Annotated in this window: 23 protein-coding genes; 1 reads left to right on the top strand and 22 read right to left on the bottom strand. The window is 70.4% G+C overall.

Translation table 11 applies throughout. The annotated features are described in order from the left end of the window. Positions 1-42 precede the first annotated feature (42 nt). Positions 43-2439: a hypothetical protein gene (locus FHX40_RS18780; RefSeq protein ID WP_142260837.1), complete on the top strand. Its 2397-nt coding sequence runs from the start codon at positions 43-45 to the stop codon at positions 2437-2439. Positions 2440-2486: 47 nt separating this feature from the next. On the opposite strand, the gene truA is transcribed toward FHX40_RS18780, so the two are convergent. The 22 genes from truA to rplN all read right to left on the bottom strand — a co-directional run bounded on the left by truA (position 2487) and on the right by rplN (position 15924). Then, positions 2487-3458, bottom strand: coding sequence for a tRNA pseudouridine(38-40) synthase TruA (gene truA / locus FHX40_RS18785; RefSeq protein WP_189136298.1), 972 nt, complete (start codon positions 3456-3458; stop codon positions 2487-2489). A 223-nt stretch (positions 3459-3681) separates the two neighbouring features. Further along, a complete protein-coding gene (gene rplQ, locus FHX40_RS18790; RefSeq protein ID WP_142260839.1) occupies positions 3682-4242 on the bottom strand; it encodes a 50S ribosomal protein L17 in 561 nt (186 codons plus the stop codon). Positions 4243-4435: 193 nt separating this feature from the next. After that, positions 4436-5482 (bottom strand): DNA-directed RNA polymerase subunit alpha, encoded by a 1047-nt coding sequence (locus FHX40_RS18795; protein ID WP_142260840.1) that lies wholly within the window; start codon positions 5480-5482, stop codon positions 4436-4438. 116 nt (positions 5483-5598) lie between these two features. Beyond that, on the bottom strand, positions 5599-6225 hold the full coding sequence (gene rpsD / locus FHX40_RS18800; protein WP_142260841.1) for a 30S ribosomal protein S4: 627 nt from the start codon (positions 6223-6225) through the stop codon (positions 5599-5601). Between the two features lie 20 nt (positions 6226-6245). After that, a complete protein-coding gene (gene rpsK / locus FHX40_RS18805) occupies positions 6246-6653 on the bottom strand; it encodes a 30S ribosomal protein S11 (protein ID WP_142260842.1) in 408 nt (135 codons plus the stop codon). Positions 6654-6692: 39 nt separating this feature from the next. Next, positions 6693-7073: a 30S ribosomal protein S13 gene (gene rpsM, locus FHX40_RS18810; RefSeq protein ID WP_142260843.1), complete on the bottom strand. Its 381-nt coding sequence runs from the start codon at positions 7071-7073 to the stop codon at positions 6693-6695. A gap of 262 nt (positions 7074-7335) precedes the next feature. Continuing rightward, a complete protein-coding gene (gene rpmJ, locus FHX40_RS18815; protein ID WP_142260844.1) occupies positions 7336-7449 on the bottom strand; it encodes a 50S ribosomal protein L36 in 114 nt (37 codons plus the stop codon). Between the two features lie 18 nt (positions 7450-7467). Beyond that, positions 7468-7689 carry a translation initiation factor IF-1 gene (infA, locus tag FHX40_RS18820; RefSeq protein WP_142260845.1) on the bottom strand — a complete coding sequence of 74 codons (222 nt, stop codon included), beginning with the start codon at positions 7687-7689 and terminating at the stop codon, positions 7468-7470. 432 nt (positions 7690-8121) lie between these two features. After that, entirely contained in the window at positions 8122-8490 is a 369-nt protein-coding gene (locus FHX40_RS18825) for a DUF1707 SHOCT-like domain-containing protein (protein ID WP_229789175.1), read from the bottom strand. A gap of 40 nt (positions 8491-8530) precedes the next feature. Then, positions 8531-9385 carry a type I methionyl aminopeptidase gene (gene map / locus FHX40_RS18830; protein ID WP_142260847.1) on the bottom strand — a complete coding sequence of 285 codons (855 nt, stop codon included), beginning with the start codon at positions 9383-9385 and terminating at the stop codon, positions 8531-8533. 91 nt (positions 9386-9476) lie between these two features. Next, a complete protein-coding gene (locus FHX40_RS18835) occupies positions 9477-10130 on the bottom strand; it encodes an adenylate kinase (RefSeq protein ID WP_142260848.1) in 654 nt (217 codons plus the stop codon). After that, a complete protein-coding gene (secY, locus tag FHX40_RS18840; protein ID WP_142260849.1) occupies positions 10130-11452 on the bottom strand; it encodes a preprotein translocase subunit SecY in 1323 nt (440 codons plus the stop codon). The genes FHX40_RS18835 and secY overlap by 1 nt, the downstream gene beginning before the upstream one ends. A 188-nt stretch (positions 11453-11640) precedes the next feature. After that, complete coding sequence (rplO, locus tag FHX40_RS18845; protein WP_142260850.1) at positions 11641-12096, bottom strand: 50S ribosomal protein L15; 456 nt, start codon at positions 12094-12096, stop codon at positions 11641-11643. A 2-nt stretch (positions 12097-12098) separates the two neighbouring features. Further along, positions 12099-12281: a 50S ribosomal protein L30 gene (gene rpmD, locus FHX40_RS18850; RefSeq protein WP_142260851.1), complete on the bottom strand. Its 183-nt coding sequence runs from the start codon at positions 12279-12281 to the stop codon at positions 12099-12101. Position 12282: 1 nt separating this feature from the next. Next, entirely contained in the window at positions 12283-12909 is a 627-nt protein-coding gene (gene rpsE / locus FHX40_RS18855; RefSeq protein ID WP_142260852.1) for a 30S ribosomal protein S5, read from the bottom strand. Positions 12910-12951: 42 nt separating this feature from the next. Continuing rightward, positions 12952-13338, bottom strand: a complete 387-nt coding sequence (rplR, locus tag FHX40_RS18860; protein ID WP_142260853.1) for a 50S ribosomal protein L18 — start codon at positions 13336-13338, stop codon at positions 12952-12954. A 2-nt stretch (positions 13339-13340) separates the two neighbouring features. Then, positions 13341-13883, bottom strand: a complete 543-nt coding sequence (gene rplF, locus FHX40_RS18865; protein WP_142260854.1) for a 50S ribosomal protein L6 — start codon at positions 13881-13883, stop codon at positions 13341-13343. Between the two features lie 19 nt (positions 13884-13902). Further along, positions 13903-14301 (bottom strand): 30S ribosomal protein S8, encoded by a 399-nt coding sequence (gene rpsH, locus FHX40_RS18870; RefSeq protein WP_142260855.1) that lies wholly within the window; start codon positions 14299-14301, stop codon positions 13903-13905. A gap of 156 nt (positions 14302-14457) precedes the next feature. Further along, entirely contained in the window at positions 14458-14643 is a 186-nt protein-coding gene (locus tag FHX40_RS18875; protein ID WP_142260856.1) for a type Z 30S ribosomal protein S14, read from the bottom strand. Positions 14644-14659: 16 nt separating this feature from the next. After that, complete coding sequence (gene rplE, locus FHX40_RS18880; protein WP_142260857.1) at positions 14660-15235, bottom strand: 50S ribosomal protein L5; 576 nt, start codon at positions 15233-15235, stop codon at positions 14660-14662. Next, complete coding sequence (gene rplX / locus FHX40_RS18885) at positions 15235-15555, bottom strand: 50S ribosomal protein L24 (RefSeq protein WP_425329288.1); 321 nt, start codon at positions 15553-15555, stop codon at positions 15235-15237. The genes rplE and rplX overlap by 1 nt, the downstream gene beginning before the upstream one ends. Further along, positions 15556-15924: a 50S ribosomal protein L14 gene (rplN, locus tag FHX40_RS18890; protein WP_142260858.1), complete on the bottom strand. Its 369-nt coding sequence runs from the start codon at positions 15922-15924 to the stop codon at positions 15556-15558. It abuts the gene before it with no gap. Positions 15925-15960: the final 36 nt, after the last annotated feature.

A 15960-nucleotide genomic window follows, 5' to 3' on the forward strand; every position in this document is an offset into this window, starting at 1 on the left:
TTCGGGGCGTGGCGATCTCGGAGTGTCGCTACGCTTCCCGGTATGCGTGGCCAGGATCCGGGGTCCGAGCACGAGCGCGTGAGCGAGACACCGGCGTCGCCGATGCCGCCGAAGAGCTTCGGCCGGCCATGGGACGCCGGTCAGGCGGACACCCCGCCGTGGGGCATGTCCGACCCCGCGCCCCAGTCGTGGCAGCCGCCGCCCGCGTTCACCGCGGCGGCCGCCGGGATGCCGGTCTGGCGCGGCCCGTCCGGTCCGGCTCCGGCGTGGCCCGCCGCGACCGGTGAGCCCATCGGCGAGCCCTGGCCCGGCAACTCGCCCGCCACGCCCGGCGCGGTCGTGCCCGGCCCGGCGACCACCGCGGCCGCCCAGGAGGCCGCCGCGCGGGACGCGACGGCCCGGGAGGACGGCGCCGCGCCCGGCACGCCGTACCCCGGCCCCGGCACCCCGGCCGGCGGGTCCACGCCCCCGAACGGGATCGCGGGCGAGCCGCGGTTCTTCCTTCCCGATCCGGCCACGGGCCTTCCCCCGTTCCCCGGGGCGGCCGCGCCCGCGCAGGGCACGCCCCCGGCCCAGCAGAGCCCGGCCTGGCCACCGGGCCAGTACCCGGGTGCGCCCGCCGGGCAGGACGGCGCCTACCCGCAGCCGCCCGGCGCGCTGCCCGGGCCCACGCCGTACGCCGGGGCGGCCACCGGCTACGCGGTCCCCACCCCGGCCCCCGGCGCCTTACCCGGCCCCATGCCGTACACGGTCGCGCCCGGCGGCCCGCACCCCGGATACCCGCAGCCGCCCGGCGCGCTGCCCGGGCCGATGCCGTACTCCGCCCCAACCGCCCAGGACGGCCAGCCGCCGACGCCCGCCGCCCCGGGTGAGCCCGGGGCCGACCCCGCCCCCCACGCCGACGCGACCGGGGCGGAGAACCCGGCGGCGCAGCGCACCGGCGGCGCACCGGCCGCCGAATGGGCCCCGAGCCGGACGGCCGCGAACCCGGCCGATCCCGCCTGGACGCCCGGCTCGGCGTGGCCGGCCGCCACCGAGGACAACGCCGACCAGGCGGCGGACGGCGCCTCCGCCGACGGCGCGGCGTCCGCGACCGGTACGGCCGACGCCGCCGTGGCCGCGCCCGCCGAGGGCACGACCCGCACCGTGGCGCTGCGCCGTGCCGTCGACATCCCGGTGTGGCCGCCGCCGGGCGGCGCGCCCGCGGACGGCGGTGTCACGCCGCCCGCCGGGGACGCGCCCGGGGCCGACGCCGCCCCGGAGGCGCAACCGGCGACCGGCGAGGCGAGCACGCCCGAGCCGGGGGATCCCGCCGCCGCGGCGCAGGCTCCGGCCGCCGCGCCCGAGGTGCAGTGGCGGCCGTCGCTCGGCTCCGCCGAGGAGAACCCGGCGGCGCAGGCGCAGCCGCAGGCCGCCTCCGCCGATCCCGCCGCGGCCGCGGCCCCGCCGACCACCCCGGCGCGCCCCGCCGCGGCCGACGTGCCCCAGCCCGTCCCGCCGCCCGCGCCACCGCAGCGGCCCACCGTCGCCAACCCGATCCTCGCGTCCCCGACCCAGCCCGGCCCCGGGTTCGCGCCGCCGACCGGTACGCCCGGGCCCGCCACCGTGGCGGGGCCGTTCGTGGGCTTCGGCAGCCCCGTCTCGTCCGGCACCGGCGGCAGGCCCTCCGCCTTCACCCCGTTCCAGGGCGGCTTCCAGCAGCCGTCGGCCGACCCGGGCCCGGCCACCCCGGCCGCGCGGAGCCTCATGGGCAAGAAGGTCCTCGTCGGCGCGATGATCGTGGCCGCGATCGGCACCATCGGCGTCGGCGCCTACCTCGCCTACCAGGGTCTCGGCGACTCGTCCCAGGCGGCGGCCCACGGCAAGGTGCCGTCGGTGGTCACCCCGCCGCAGGAGCAGACCCCGGCCCAGGCGATCGACTCCGCGCGCACCGACCCCAAGGAGATGACGCCCGCCGAGGCGTTCCCGGCCAAGAAGGTGTCGCTCGCCGGGCACACCTTCCGGCGCGTCCAGGTCGACACGACCACCAGGTGCGAGCGGGGCGCCTCCGGAAGGTTCGCCGAGGCGCTGCGCGACAACAAGTGCGCCAGGCTGCTGCGCGCCACGTACGTCGACGCCAAGCGCAGGTACGCCGTGACCACCGGCATCGCGGTGATGCCGGACAAGGCGGCCGCGGTCAAGGTGGACGGCGCCAAGGACCTCGCCAACAACGTGTGGTTCCGCGGCCTCGCCGGCCCGGAGGGCAGCGGCGGCGAGCGGGTGGACATCTCCGGCGGCTACGCGGCCGGGCTCGTCTGGGGGCGGTACATCGTGTTCAGCTACGCCACCTACGCCGACGGCCACACGCCCAAGGAGAACGAGAAGGACCTCGGGCCGATCAGCGACGCGTTCCGGCAGCACACCGCGAAAGTGATCGAGAAGCGCGCGAACGGCGGCTGACCCGGCCGCGCCGGGGCCGCCGCGCGCCGCCGAGGCCCCGTCCGGGGTCAGGGGACGGTGAGCGTGCGCACCCGGCGGGTCTGCGCGGCGCGCCGGGCGAGCTCGCTATCCGGCGGGTAGCCGACCTCCTCCAGGCACAGCCCGTGCGCGGGCGCGACGTGCACCCCCGAATCCCGCACTCGGGCCGCGAGCACCTGCGCCGGCCACTCCACCGGCCTGCGGCCGTCGCCCACCGCGAGCAGCGCGCCGACCAGCGCGCGCACCATCGAGTGGCAGAAGGCGTCCGCGACCACGGTCGCGGTGACGAGGCCGCCGCGCCACGCCGCGCCGGGCGGCGGCGCCTCGCGGGCCCACTCCAGGCGGCGCAGCTCCCGGATCGTGGTGGCGCCCTCCCGCTTCCGGCAGAACGCGGCGAAGTCGTGCTCGCCCAGCAGATGGGCGGAGGCGGCGTTCATCCGGTCCACGTCGAGCGGGCGGCTGTGCCACAGCACCTGCCGGCGCAGCAGCGGGTCGACGCCGGTCGGGTCGTCGCAGACGCGGTAGCAGTACCGGCGGAACGCGGCCGAGAAACGCGCGTCGAAGCCCTCAGGCGCGACCGTGACCCGGTGGACGCGCACATCCGGGGGAAGCACCCCGGCAAGCCGCCTGGCGAGCCTGGAAAGCCGTTCAGCGGCCTCCGCGGCGTCCGCGCCGTTCGCCTCCGGCGTCGGCCCGCCCAGCGCCGCCACCGGCACGTCGACGTGCGCCACCTGGCCGCGGGCGTGCACCCCGGCGTCGGTACGGCCCGCCACGGTGAGCGCGGGCGCCGGGTCCAGCCGCAGCACCCGGCCGAGGGCCGACTCGATCTCCCCCTGCACGGTACGGCGGTCCGGCTGCCGGGCCCAGCCGGAGAAGTCCGTGCCGTCGTAGGCGATGTCGAGGCGCAGCCGCACGACGGGTCCGGCGCCGGGCCCGGTGGCCGCCGTCCCGTCCGCCGCCGCGCGCTCCGCCGTCTGTGGTGCCGTCTCCGACTCCCTCATCGCACCCATGCCTACCACCGCATCATGACCGGTCGGGCCCGGCGTGCCCCGCGACACGCCGACGCCCGCGGGAAACGGAACGGGTCCAGTGCCCCGGGTACGGCGCACTGGACCCGTCGACGTCGTCGTGCCCGCCCGGAGCCGCCCCACCGGGGCGGTACGGCGGGCGAGGGCGCGTCCCGCCCGCGTCGCCGCGGGACGGACGCGCGCACCCGGCCGGACGTCAGGCGTTGTCCTGCTTGGACTCCTCCGCCTTGGCCTCCTCGGCCGGCTTCTCGGCGGCCTTCTCCTCGGCCTTGGCCTCGGCGGGCTGCTCGGCCTTCTCCTCGCTCGCGGCCTCGGCGGTCGCGGCGGTCTCCTCGGCCTTCGGCTCCTCCGCCTTGGCCTCGGCGGCCGGCTGGGTACGGGTGACCGTGACCTTGTTGAGCGGCTCGGTGACCAGCTCGATCACGGCCATGGGCGCGTTGTCGCCCCGGCGCGGGCCGATCTTGGTGATCCGGGTGTAGCCGCCCGGGCGCTCGGCGTACGTCGGCGCGATCTCGGTGAAGAGGTGGTGGACGACGCTCTTGTCCCGGATGAACCGCAGCACCTGGCGCCGGTTGTGGAGGTCACCCTTCTTCGCCTTGGTGATCAGCCGCTCGGCGAACGGACGCAGCCGCTTGGCCTTCGCCTCGGTGGTGCGGATGCGGCCGTGCTGGAAGAGCTGCGTGGCGAGGTTCGCCAGGATCAGCCGCTCGTGGGCGGGGCTGCCGCCGAGACGCCTACCCTTGGTGGGCTTGGGCATTTCCTTCTCTCCTTCTCATCACCCGCCCCGGCCGTATCAGGTACCGGAGTCGGGCCGGGGGCCCGCGGCACGCGTGACCCCCGTCTTCTTCAGCGGATCCCGGACCGCGGCGGTCGCCGCGGCCCGGGGGGCCGGATCGGCCCTTGGTTGCCGTCGCTCAGACCCGCGCAGTACCGCCGGTGGTCACCGGTGGTCAGTACTGCTCCGTCTCGACGTACCGGTTGTCGTCCTCCTCGTGACGGCTGCTGCTCGACGAGGAGGTACGGAAGTCACCCCCGGCTACCGTGGCCGGGTCGAACCCGGGAGGGGAGTCCTTGAGCGAGAGGCCCATCTCGGCGAGCTTCTGCTTGACCTCCTCGATCGACTTCGCGCCGAAGTTGCGGATGTCGAGCAGGTCCTGCTCGCTGCGGCCGACGAGCTCGCCGACGGTGTGGATGCCCTCGCGCTTGAGGCAGTTGTACGACCGGACGGTGAGGTTGAGCTCCTCGATCGGCAGCGCCAGGTCGGCGGCCATCGCCGCGTCCTGCGGGGACGGGCCGATGTCGATGCCCTCGGCCTCGACGTTGAGCTCACGGGCCAGGCCGAACAGCTCGACGAGGGTCTTGCCGGCCGAGGCCACGGCGTCGCGCGGCTTCATGCACGGCTTGGTCTCGACGTCGAGGATGAGGCGGTCGAAGTCGGTGCGCTGCTCGACTCGGGTCGCCTCGACCTTGTAGGTGACCTTGAGCACCGGCGAGTAGATCGAGTCGATCGGAATGCGCCCGATCTCCTGGCCCTGCTGCTTGTTCTGTGCGGCGGAGACGTAGCCGCGACCGCGCTCGACCGTCAGCTCCATCTCCAGCTTCGCCTTGCCGTTCAGGGTGGCGATGTGCAGCTCGGGATTGTGCACCTCGACCCCGGCGGGCGGAGCGATGTCGGCGGCGGTCACCTCACCCGGGCCCTGCTTGCGCAGGTACATGACCACGGGCTCGTCGTGCTCGGAGGAGACCACCAGCTCCTTGAGGTTGAGGATGATGTCGGTGACATCCTCCTTCACCCCCGGCACCGTCGAGAACTCGTGCAGCACGCCCTCGATGCGGATGCTCGTGACCGCCGCCCCCGGGATCGAGGACAGCAGCGTGCGGCGCAGCGAGTTACCGATGGTGTAGCCGAAGCCGGGCTCCAGCGGCTCGAGGATGAACCGCGACCGGTACTCGTCGATGGGCTCTTCGAGTAGGGATGGGCGCTGAGCGATCAGCATTGGTTTCTCCCCTGTGTTCCGCGACGCCCGCTATATGACGCCGCTGGCGAAAACGCGTTCGCCGTACGGCCGGGCCCACTGACCGAGCCGGGCCGTACGGCGGGCATGAGCCGCTACTACTTGGAGTAGAGCTCGACGATCAGCTGCTCCTGGACCTGCGTGTCGATCTGCTGCCGCGTCGGGAGCTGGTGCACGAGGATGCGCATCTTCTCCGGGATGACGCCCAGCCAGGCCGGCACGGTCCGCTCGCCCGCCCGGGCGCGCGCCACCTCGTAGATCATGAGGTTCCGCTTGTTCTCCTTGACCTCGATGATGTCGTGCGGGCGGACGCGGAAGGACGGGATGTTGACCTTCTTGCCGTTGACCAGGATGTGGCCGTGGCGCACCTGCTGCCGGGCGGCGTCCCGCGACTCGGCGAACCCGGCGCGGTAGATCACGTTGTCGAGCCGGCTCTCCAGGATCTGGAGGAGGTTCTCACCGGTCTTACCGGACTTCCGGCTCGCCTCCTCGTAGTAGTTGTGGAACTGCCGCTCGAGCACGCCGTAGATCCGGCGGGCCTTCTGCTTCTCCCGGAGCTGGAGCTGGTACTCCGTCTCCTTCGGCCGGCCGCGGCCGTGCTCACCCGGCGGGTACGGGCGGATCTCGATCGGGCACTTGGCGGACTCGCACTTGGAGCCCTTGAGGAAGAGCTTGGTCTTCTCGCGGCGGCAGAGCTTGCAGTCCGCTCCGGTGTAACGGGCCATTGTTGTCTATCTCCTGCTGCTCAGACGCGGCGACGCTTCGGCGGACGGCAGCCGTTGTGCGGCACGGGGGTGACGTCCTGGATGGAGCCCACCTCCAGGCCGGTGGCCTGCAGGGACCGGATCGCGGTCTCGCGCCCGGAGCCGGGGCCCTTGACGAAGACGTCGACCTTGCGCATGCCGTGCTCCATGGCACGGCGGGCGGCGTTCTCGGCGGCCATCTGCGCCGCGAACGGGGTGGACTTGCGGGAGCCCTTGAACCCAACGTGGCCGGCGCTGGCCCAGGAGATCACATTCCCCTGCGGGTCGGTGATCGAGACGATCGTGTTGTTGAACGTGCTCTTGATGTGGGCGTGCCCGTGAGCGACGTTCTTCTTCTCCTTGCGGCGCACCTTCTTCTGGGCGCCGCTCTGGCGACTCTTGGGAGGCATCTGGCCTGACTCCTGAGGTGGTCGGTCCTGCTGCGGGGACTACTTCTTACCGGGCTTCTTCTTGCCGGCCACGGTCTTCTTCTTGCCCTTGCGGGTACGGGCGTTGGTCTGCGTGCGCTGACCACGCACCGGAAGACCCTTGCGGTGCCGGATGCCCTGGTAGCACTGGATCTCGATCTTGCGCCGGATGTCGGCCTGGACCTCGCGGCGCAGGTCACCCTCGACCTTGAAGTTCGCCTCGATGTAGTCACGCAGCGGCACCAGCTCCGCGTCGGTGAGCTGGTGGACCCGCAGGTCGCCACTGATCCCGGTGGCCTGCAGAATCTCCTTCGCGCGGCTGCGGCCGATTCCGTAGATGTAGGTGAGAGCGATCTCCAACCGCTTGTCGCGGGGGAGGTCGACGCCAACCAGGCGAGCCATGGTCGGGCATTCTCCTTCGTTCTGGCGGAGGTCCTACGCGGCACGACCCCTCCCCATGCCCGGGGTGAGGGCCCCGGCCTCCGACCGGGGGTCTCCCGCGTGGTACGGCTTGCGCCCGCCCCCGGCGGCCGTCACCGGCCGTCCGCGGGCCACGCCATGCCGCCTGCGCGGGTGTGACGCGCGATTACGTGGTGCGTAACTATCCAAAGGCGCCCACTCGGGGCGCCGTGGACCGACCCGCCTGGGGCCGGACGATGCGCGACTAACCCTGGCGCTGCTTGTGGCGCAGGTTCTCGCAGATCACCATCACGCGACCGTGCCGACGAATGATCCGGCACTTGTCGCAGATCCTCTTGACGCTCGGTTTGACCTTCATGTCCCTAAATCCGGGGCCTCACTTGTATCGGTAGACGATCCGCCCGCGACTCAGGTCGTAAGGGCTCAGTTCGACGACAACCCGGTCGTCAGGCAGGATCCGGATGTAGTGCATCCGCATCCTGCCACTGATGTGGGCCAGGACCTTGTGCCCGTTGTCGAGCTGCACCCGGAACATGGCGTTCGGGAGCGTCTCGACCACAGTGCCCTCGATCTCGATGGCGCCGTCCTTCTTGGGCATGTCCCTCGCGTTTCACTGATCGGTCGTCTGAGTGGTATCGCCTCACTACGCAGCCGCGACCACCGACGCGTTCGTGAGAGGGACGGCCTGCTCGGACCGCCTACGCGCAATGGTCATAGTGAGCCGACAAAGAAGTCTACGGCACCCGACGACGAAAAGCGAAACGGAGGGCGGGTACGAGGACACAACCCGGTAACACCGTACCTCAGCGCGGGCCTTCCGGACAGGTCGATCCGGGAAGTTCCTCATCCCCCGGGCGCCCCGGCGCCCGGCCCGAAGTCCCGCCCCGGACCATCGGCGGAACCGATCCGGCCGCCGGCCACCCGGGCCGTTTCCACCGGGCACGTACCGCCGGCCGGGGCGACGGCGGGGATCACGGCCGCGAAGCCGCCATCCCGGTCCGTCCCCGCACGTCCGTGCCCGCCTCCGGGGTCAGTCCCTGTCCTTCCCGCCGCCGGACATCCGGTAGAACACCGTCGTGACGAGCAGCACCGCGCCCCAGGGGCCCATCACCCACAGCGGCCACGGATAGATGAACTCGAACGACGTCACGCTGACGATGAGCCAGATCACCCAGTTGATCGAGCTCGCCATCGCCCAGGCCGCCCAGGCGCCCTTCAGACCCTTGTCCACGGCCTTGGCCGGACGCCGCTCCGCCTGCGGCTGCCGGGCGGGCAGGTTGTTCAGGTCGATGTCGGGCAGATCGGCGGTGAGCCTCGCCAGCTCCCCGTAGGTCTTGCTCGAGTAGACCAGCTCCAGCCGCTCGTTGAACTCCTCGAGCGTGAGCCGACCCTGGGCCATGTGTTCGCGCAGTGTGTCCGCGACCCGGTCTCGGTCGCGGTCAGAGGCCCGCATCTCCGGGGACGTCATCGCCACCACTTTCCGCCGTCGCCAGCAGTCTCGCCAGACGCGCCTTTCCCCCGTCGAGCGCGGTCAGGACCCACGGCCCATTATCGGTCACGGCGACGCTGTGTTCGAAGTGCGCGGACGGCTTGCCGTCGAGGGTCACCACGGTCCAGTCGTCGTCGAGCACCCGGGTCCGATCGGTGCCGAGGTTCACCATCGGCTCGATCGCGAAGCACATGCCGGGCTCGAACCGCGGCCCGCGGCCCGGGCGGCCGTGGTTCGCCACCCAGGGCTCCATGTGCATCTCGGTGCCGATGCCGTGCCCGCCGTACTCCCGCGGGATGCCGTAGCGGCCCTGGGAGCGCACGTAACGCTCGATCTCGTAGCCGATGTCCGACAGGTGCCGTCCGACGGTGAGCGCGGCGATGCCGCGCCACATCGCCTCCTCGGTCACCCGCATCAGCTCGGTGAGCTCGGGCGCCACCTCGCCCACCGGCACGGTGATCGCGGCGTCGCCGTGCCAGCCGTCGAGGATCGCGCCGCAGTCGATGGAGATGATGTCGCCCTCGCGAAGCGGCCGCCGGTCGGTGGGGATTCCGTGGACGACCTCGTGGTTCACCGAGGCACAGATCGTGGCGGGATATCCCTGGTACCCCTTGAACGAGGGAATCGCGCCCTCGTCGCGGATCGCCTTCTCCGCGATCCGGTCGAGGTCCGCGGGCGTGATCCCCGGCTCCACGCTGCGCCTCAGCAGTTCGAGCGTCCGGCCCACCACCAGTCCGGCGGCCCGCATCTTCTCGAGCTGCTCAGGCGTTTTGATCTGAATACCGTGTCGGTTTCGTTTGAACACGCGTGCACCCCCTGGAGGAGACTAACGGCGAACAGGAAACCCCAATTCCTCCGATTCTCCCCCAGAGTGTGCACAACCGCGTGTCGCCACCTCAGCCGGCGAAGCGCCGCAACACGGCCATCGCCCGCTGGGTGACCTCGTCGACCGGGCCCGTCGCGTCCACACTCACGAGGATCTGCTCGTCGGTGTAGAAGGAGATCAGCGGAGCGGTCTGCTCCTGGTAGACCTCCAGGCGACGGCGGATCGTCTCCTCCCGGTCGTCGTCGCGCTGGAACAGTTCGCCCCCGCACGCGTCGCAGCGGCCCTCGGTCGAGGGCGGGTCGAAGACGATGTGCCACACCTTGCCGCAGGACCGGCAGGTGCGCCTGCCGGAGAGCCGGCGGATGACCTCCTCGTCGTCGACCTTCAGCTCGAGCACGGCGTCGAGCGCCACGCCCCAGTCCGCGAGCATCTTTTTGAGAACCTCGGCCTGGGGGACGTTCCGGGGGAAACCGTCGAGGAGGAAACCTGCTTGGGCGTCATCCTCGGAAAGCCGGTCCCGGACCATGGCGATGGTGACCTCGTCGGGGACGAGGTCCCCTCGGTCCATGTATTCCTTGGCCAGCTTGCCGAGGGGCGTGCCACCGGAAACGTTGGCACGGAAGATGTCACCTGTCGAGATTTTCGGGATCGACAGGTGAGACGCGATGAACTGGGCCTGCGTCCCCTTACCCGCTCCGGGGGGCCCGACCAGGACGACGCGCACTACTTCAGGAAGCCCTCGTAGTTACGCTGCTGCAGCTGGCTCTCGATTTGCTTCACGGTGTCCAGTCCCACGCCAACCATGATCAGAATACTCGTGCCTCCGAACGGGAAGTTGACCAGCGTCGACTGGTCGCCGCCCCCGAGCATCGCGAACGCGATGATCGGGATCAGCGACAGCACCCCCAGGTAGAGCGAGCCAGGCGCCGTGAGGCGCGACAGCACGAACTGGAGGTACTCGGCAGTCGGCCGTCCCGGGCGGATGCCTGGGATGAACCCACCGTACTTCTTCATGTTGTCGGCCACTTCAACGGGGTTGAAGGTAATGCCGACGTAGAAGTACGTGAAGAACACGATGAGCAGGAAGTAGGTCACGATGTAGGCCGGCTCGCTGCCCTGCGCGAAGTTCTGCGCCAGCCACTCGATGATCGGGTGGGGGTCCGGACGGTTGCCGAACAGCGTCACGAACAGCTGCGGCAGGTACAGCAGCGACGAGGCGAAGATGACCGGGATGATGCCGGCCTGGTTCACCTTCAGCGGGATGTACGTGGACGTCCCGCCGTACATCCGCCGCCCGACCATGCGCTTGGCGTACTGCACCGGGATGCGCCGCTGGGCCTGCTCGACGAAGACGACCGCGGCGATGAGCACGACGCCGATCGCCATGATGATCCAGAAGGCCACCGGCTGGGTCCGGTAGATGCCCAGCAGGTACGACGGGAACACGGCGATGACCTGCGTGAAGATCAGGATCGACATGCCGTTGCCGACGCCCCGGTCGGTGATGAGCTCGCCGAGCCACATGATCACGCTGGTGCCGGCGGTCATCGTGATCACCATCGTGACGATGGTGAGCAGATCCTGGTCGACGAGGATCGGAAGGTTACAATTCGGGAACAGTTGCCCGCTACGCGCAAGAGCCACGAAGGCGGTCGACTGGAGGACCGCCAGGCCGATCGTCAGGTACCGCGTGTACTGGGTGATCTTCTGCTGGCCGGCCTGGCCCTCCTTCTTCAGGGCCTCCAGCCGGGGGATCACCACGGTGAGCAACTGCAGGATGATGCTCGCGGTGATGTACGGCATGATGCCGAGCGCGAAGATCGCGAGCTTCAACAGGGCGCCGCCGCTGAAGAGCTGCACCATCCCGTAGATGCTGCCGGCGTCGCCGGCCTGCGCGTCCGCCAGACACTTGGTGACGTTTTCGGTGTGCACACCCGGGCTCGGCACCACCGATCCCAGCCGGAACAGCGCGATGATCCCGAGCGTGAACAGCAGCTTCTTGCGCAGGTCGGGCGTACGGAACGCCCGGGCTATCGCGGAAATCACGGTCCCTCCTGCGCGCCTGTGCGGCGGTATCGGTCAGCGATGGGGCGAGCGCCCATCGACATGTCTTCGGTCGGCGAACGGCGCCGTGCCGGCGCCTGCCGTCCAGCGAACTCTAACGCACCACGAGCGCGGGAGCTCACAACGAGCTCCCGCGCCACGTAGCAGCGTGCGGCCACCCGGGATCGCACCTAACGTTCGGTCACCGAGCCGCCGGCGGCGACGATCTTCTCCTTCGCGCTGGCGGAGAAGGCGTCCGCGGTGACGTTGTACGCCGCGGAGACCTCGCCGGTGCCGAGGATCTTCACGGGCTGGTTCTTCCGGACCGCGCCCTTGGCGACCAGCGCCTCCACCGTGACCTCGCCGCCCTGCGGGAACAGCTCGGCCAGCTTGTCCAGGTTCACCACCTGGTACTGGGTCTTGAACAGCGCGTTGGAGAAGCCCTTCAGCTTCGGCACCCGGCGCTGGAGCGGCATCTGGCCGCCCTCGAAGCCCGGGCGCACGTTCTTGCGGGCCTTCGTACCCTTCGTACCACGACCGGCCGTCTTACCCTTGGACGCCTCGCCGCGGCCCTTGCGGGTCTTGGGGCGGTTGGCGCCGGGGGCCGGCCGCAGGTCGTGGACGCGCAGCGGAGCGTTCTCCGGCATGCCTAGTCGACCTCCTCAACGGTCACCAGGTGCGACACCACGGCGACCATGCCCCGGATCTCGGGCTTGTCCTCCTTGATGACGACCTGACCGATACGACGGAGGCCCAGCGAACGCAGCGACTCGCGCTGGCTCTGGTTGCCCCCGATCTTCGAGCGGACCTGGGTGATCTTCAGTCGCGCCATGTCAGCTCACCGCCCTTGCCGCGGCGGCCTCCGCGAGGCCCTCCGCACGAGCCCTCAGCATCGCCGCCGGAGCGACGTGCTCAAGCGGCAGGCCGCGGCGCGCCGCGATCTCCTCCGGACGCTTGAGCTGCTTCAGCGCCGCCACGGTGGCGTGCACGATGTTGATCGGGTTGTCCGAGCCGAGCGACTTGGAGAGCACGTCGTGGATGCCCGCGCACTCCAGCACCGCACGCACCGGGCCACCCGCGATCACACCGGTACCGGGAGCGGCCGGACGCAGCAGCACGACGCCGGCCGCGTCCTCGCCCTGCACCGTGTGCGGGATCGTGCCCTGGATGCGCGGCACCCGGAAGAAGTGCTTCTTGGCCTCCTCGACGCCCTTGGCGATCGCCGCGGGCACCTCCTTGGCCTTGCCGTAGCCGACGCCGACCATGCCGTTGCCGTCGCCGACCACGACCAGGGCGGTGAAGCTGAAGCGCCGACCACCCTTGACGACCTTGGCCACTCGGTTGATCTTGACTACGCGCTCGATGTACGAGACGCCCTTGTCTGCGGCACCACCGCGGCGATCTTCGCGACGGTCCCGCCGCTCACCACCGCCGGCACCGCGCCGCGGAGCTGCAGCCATCAGTGGTTCCTCTTCTCGTTCTCGGTACGGGTGGGCACCATGTCAGAACTCCAGCCCACCCTCACGGGCACTGTCGGCCAGGGCGGCGATGCGCCCGGCGTAGCGGTAGCCGCCACGGTCGAAGACGACCTTCTGGATGCCGCGGGCCTTGGCCCGCTCGGCGAGCAGGGCGCCGACCTTCCTGGCCTTGTCGGTCTTGGTACCTTCCGCGTCCCGCAGGCTCGGGTCGAGCGTGGAGACGCTGAGCAGGGTGTGGCCGACGGTGTCGTCGATGACCTGCACCCACATGTGGCGCGTGGTCCGGTTGACGACGACCCGCGGCCGCTCGGCAGTACCCATGACCTTCTTGCGGACACGCCGGTGGCGACGCAGACGCGCGACGGTACGCGGGGCGGTGCGCTTCCTGACCTTGCCGTACGTGAAGGCCATGACTACTTACCAGCCTTTCCGACCTTGCGGCGGATGGCCTCGCCCAGGTACCGCACGCCCTTGCCCTTGTACGGGTCGGGCTTGCGGAGCTTACGGATGTTGGCGGCCACCTCACCGACCTTCTGCTTGTCGATGCCGTCCACGTGGAACAGCGTGGGCTTCTCGACGCGGAAGGTGATGCCCTCGGGGGCGTTCACGATCACCGGGTGGCTGTAGCCCAGCGAGAACTCGAGCTGCTGCGGGCCCTTCGCCTGGACGCGGTAGCCGACGCCGTGGATCTCCAGCGTCTTGGTGTAGCCCTCGGTCACCCCGGTCACCATGTTGGCGATCAGGGTGCGGGACAGGCCGTGCAGCGCACGGACCTTCTTCTCGTCACTGGGCCGCGTGACCCGGATCATCCCGTCGTCGTCACGGGTGACCTTGATCGGCTCGGCGACCGTGTGGGTCAGCGTGCCCTTGGGGCCCTTGACCGTGACCTGCTGGCCGTCGATCGTGACGTCCACGCCGCTGGGTACGGGGATGGGCTGCCGTCCGACTCGCGACATGCTGTGCCTCCTCCCCTCGTCACCACACGTAGGCGAGGACTTCCCCGCCCACTCCACGCTTCTTGGCCTGCTTGTCGGTCATCAGGCCGGCGGACGTCGAGATGATCGCGACGCCCAGGCCGCCCAGGACCCGCGGCAGGTTGTCCTTCTTCGCATAGACCCGCAGGCCGGGCTTGGAGACCCGCCGCAGGCCCGAGATGGCCCGCTCACGGCTGGGGCCGTACTTCAGCTCCACCACGAGGTTCCGGCCGACCTTGCCGTCCTCGACGGACCAGCTCTGAATGTAGCCCTCCTGCTGGAGGATCTCGGCGATGTGCGCCTTGATCTTCGAGTACGGCATGGTCACGGTGTCGTGGTATGCCGCATTCGCGTTACGCAGACGCGTCAGCATGTCTGCGATCGGGTCGGTCATCGTCATGGCCGCTGGCCTTCCTCACCGCGGTTTCCCTCTTGCAGGACCTGCGGTGTCCAGGCGGACGTCACCGGGGCCGGCGTGGGGTGGTCGCCTCCCATCGCCTGCTCCGGCCACGTCCTGGGTGTACAACTCCTCGGGACGCCGAGCGTCGGGCTCGGCCTACCAGCTCGACTTGGTGATACCGGGCAGCTCGCCGCGGTGCGCCATCTCGCGGAAGCAGATCCGGCACAGGCCGAACTTGCGGAACACGGCGCGCGGCCGCCCGCAGCGCGTGCACCGGGTGTAGGCACGGACCTTGAACTTGGGCTTCCGCGCCGCCTTGGCGATCAGCGCTTTCTTCGCCATGATCGTCTCTCCTCTTCTACGCTTCCTTGAAGGGGAAGCCGAGGTGCTTCAGCAGCGCCCGGCCCAGCTCGTCGTTCGGCGCCGACGTCACGACCGTGATGTCCATGCCCCGCGGCCGGTCCACGCGGTCCTGGTCGACCTCGTGGAACATCACCTGCTCGGTGAGACCGAAGGTGTAGTTCCCGTGGCCGTCGAACTGGTTCGGCGACAGGCCGCGGAAGTCACGGATCCGGGGCAGCGCGAGCGTCAGCAGCCGGTCGAGGAACTCCCACATGCGGTCGCCGCGCAGCGTGACGTGCGCGCCGATCGGCATGCCCTCACGGAGCTTGAACTGCGCGATCGAGCGGCGCGCCCGGGCGATCGCCGGCTTCTGGCCGGTGATCGCGGCCAGGTCGCGGATCGCGCCCTCGATGAGCTTGGAGTCCCGGGCCGCCTCGCCGATCCCCATGTTGACCTTGACCTTGGTCACCGTGGGGACCTGCATGATGTTGCGGATGCCGAACTCCTCGCGCAGCTTCGGCGCGATCTCGTTACGGTAGCGGTGCTTGAGGCGAGGCCCGTCGTAGGCGACCTCGGTTACGGTGGCGGTCATCAGCTGTCCTCACCCGATTCGTCGGCCTCGCTCTTCGAGGTCTTCTTCGCGGGCTTGTCGTCGTCCTTCTTCGGCGGCTCTTCCTTGAGCTTCTTGACGTTGCTCACGTGGATGGGGGCCTCCATGCGGCGCACGCCGCCCTGGCCGGCGCGGGGACCCTGGTGGGTCACCTTCGAGTGCTTGGTGATCATGTTGACGCCCTCGACCACCACGCGCTGCTCCCGCGGGTAGGCGGCGATGATGCGGCCCTTCGCCCCCTTGTCCTTGCCGGCGATGACCTGGACGTAGTCACCCTTCTTCACGTGCAGCTTCGGCGGCACTCAGATCACCTCCGGGGCGAGCGAGATGATGCGCATGAACTTCTTCTCGCGCAGCTCCCGGCCGACCGGGCCGAAGATACGCGTGCCACGCGGATCGCCGCTGTCCTTGATCAGGACGGCGGCGTTCTCGTCAAAGCGGATGTAGGAGCCGTCGGGGCGGCGGCGCTCCTTGGTGGTGCGCACCACGACAGCCTTGACCACGTCACCCTTCTTGACACCGGCGCCGGGAAGGGCGTCCTTCACCGTCGCGACGATGACGTCGCCGATACCCGCGTAGCGCCGACCCGAGCCGCCGAGCACGCGGATGCACAGAATCTCCTTGGCACCCGTGTTGTCGGCGACCTTGAGTCGCGACTCCTGCTGGATCACGTCAACTCCCGTGTGTCACGCCGGTTCTCATCTCTG

This window comes from Thermopolyspora flexuosa (assembly GCF_006716785.1).
GTDB lineage: Bacteria > Actinomycetota > Actinomycetes > Streptosporangiales > Streptosporangiaceae > Thermopolyspora > Thermopolyspora flexuosa.

Bases quoted from the DNA above. Each gene is read 5' to 3' on its own strand.
- FHX40_RS18780 (WP_142260837.1), top strand. From the start codon at position 43: ATGCGTGGCCAGGATCCGGGGTCCGAGCACGAGCGCGTGAGCGAGACA.
- truA (WP_189136298.1), bottom strand. From the start codon at position 3,458: ATGAGGGAGTCGGAGACGGCACCACAGACGGCGGAGCGCGCGGCGGCG.
- rplQ (WP_142260839.1), bottom strand. From the start codon at position 4,242: ATGCCCAAGCCCACCAAGGGTAGGCGTCTCGGCGGCAGCCCCGCCCAC.
- FHX40_RS18795 (WP_142260840.1), bottom strand. From the start codon at position 5,482: ATGCTGATCGCTCAGCGCCCATCCCTACTCGAAGAGCCCATCGACGAG.
- rpsD (WP_142260841.1), bottom strand. From the start codon at position 6,225: ATGGCCCGTTACACCGGAGCGGACTGCAAGCTCTGCCGCCGCGAGAAG.
- rpsK (WP_142260842.1), bottom strand. From the start codon at position 6,653: ATGCCTCCCAAGAGTCGCCAGAGCGGCGCCCAGAAGAAGGTGCGCCGC.
- rpsM (WP_142260843.1), bottom strand. From the start codon at position 7,073: ATGGCTCGCCTGGTTGGCGTCGACCTCCCCCGCGACAAGCGGTTGGAG.
- rpmJ (WP_142260844.1), bottom strand. From the start codon at position 7,449: ATGAAGGTCAAACCGAGCGTCAAGAGGATCTGCGACAAGTGCCGGATC.
- infA (WP_142260845.1), bottom strand. From the start codon at position 7,689: ATGCCCAAGAAGGACGGCGCCATCGAGATCGAGGGCACTGTGGTCGAG.
- FHX40_RS18825 (WP_229789175.1), bottom strand. From the start codon at position 8,490: ATGGCCCAGGGTCGGCTCACGCTCGAGGAGTTCAACGAGCGGCTGGAG.
- rplO (WP_142260850.1), bottom strand. From the start codon at position 12,096: ATGCCGGAGAACGCTCCGCTGCGCGTCCACGACCTGCGGCCGGCCCCC.
- rpmD (WP_142260851.1), bottom strand. From the start codon at position 12,281: ATGGCGCGACTGAAGATCACCCAGGTCCGCTCGAAGATCGGGGGCAAC.
- rpsE (WP_142260852.1), bottom strand. From the start codon at position 12,909: ATGGCTGCAGCTCCGCGGCGCGGTGCCGGCGGTGGTGAGCGGCGGGAC.
- rplR (WP_142260853.1), bottom strand. From the start codon at position 13,338: ATGGCCTTCACGTACGGCAAGGTCAGGAAGCGCACCGCCCCGCGTACC.
- rplF (WP_142260854.1), bottom strand. From the start codon at position 13,883: ATGTCGCGAGTCGGACGGCAGCCCATCCCCGTACCCAGCGGCGTGGAC.
- rpsH (WP_142260855.1), bottom strand. From the start codon at position 14,301: ATGACGATGACCGACCCGATCGCAGACATGCTGACGCGTCTGCGTAAC.
- FHX40_RS18875 (WP_142260856.1), bottom strand. From the start codon at position 14,643: ATGGCGAAGAAAGCGCTGATCGCCAAGGCGGCGCGGAAGCCCAAGTTC.
- rplE (WP_142260857.1), bottom strand. From the start codon at position 15,235: ATGACCGCCACCGTAACCGAGGTCGCCTACGACGGGCCTCGCCTCAAG.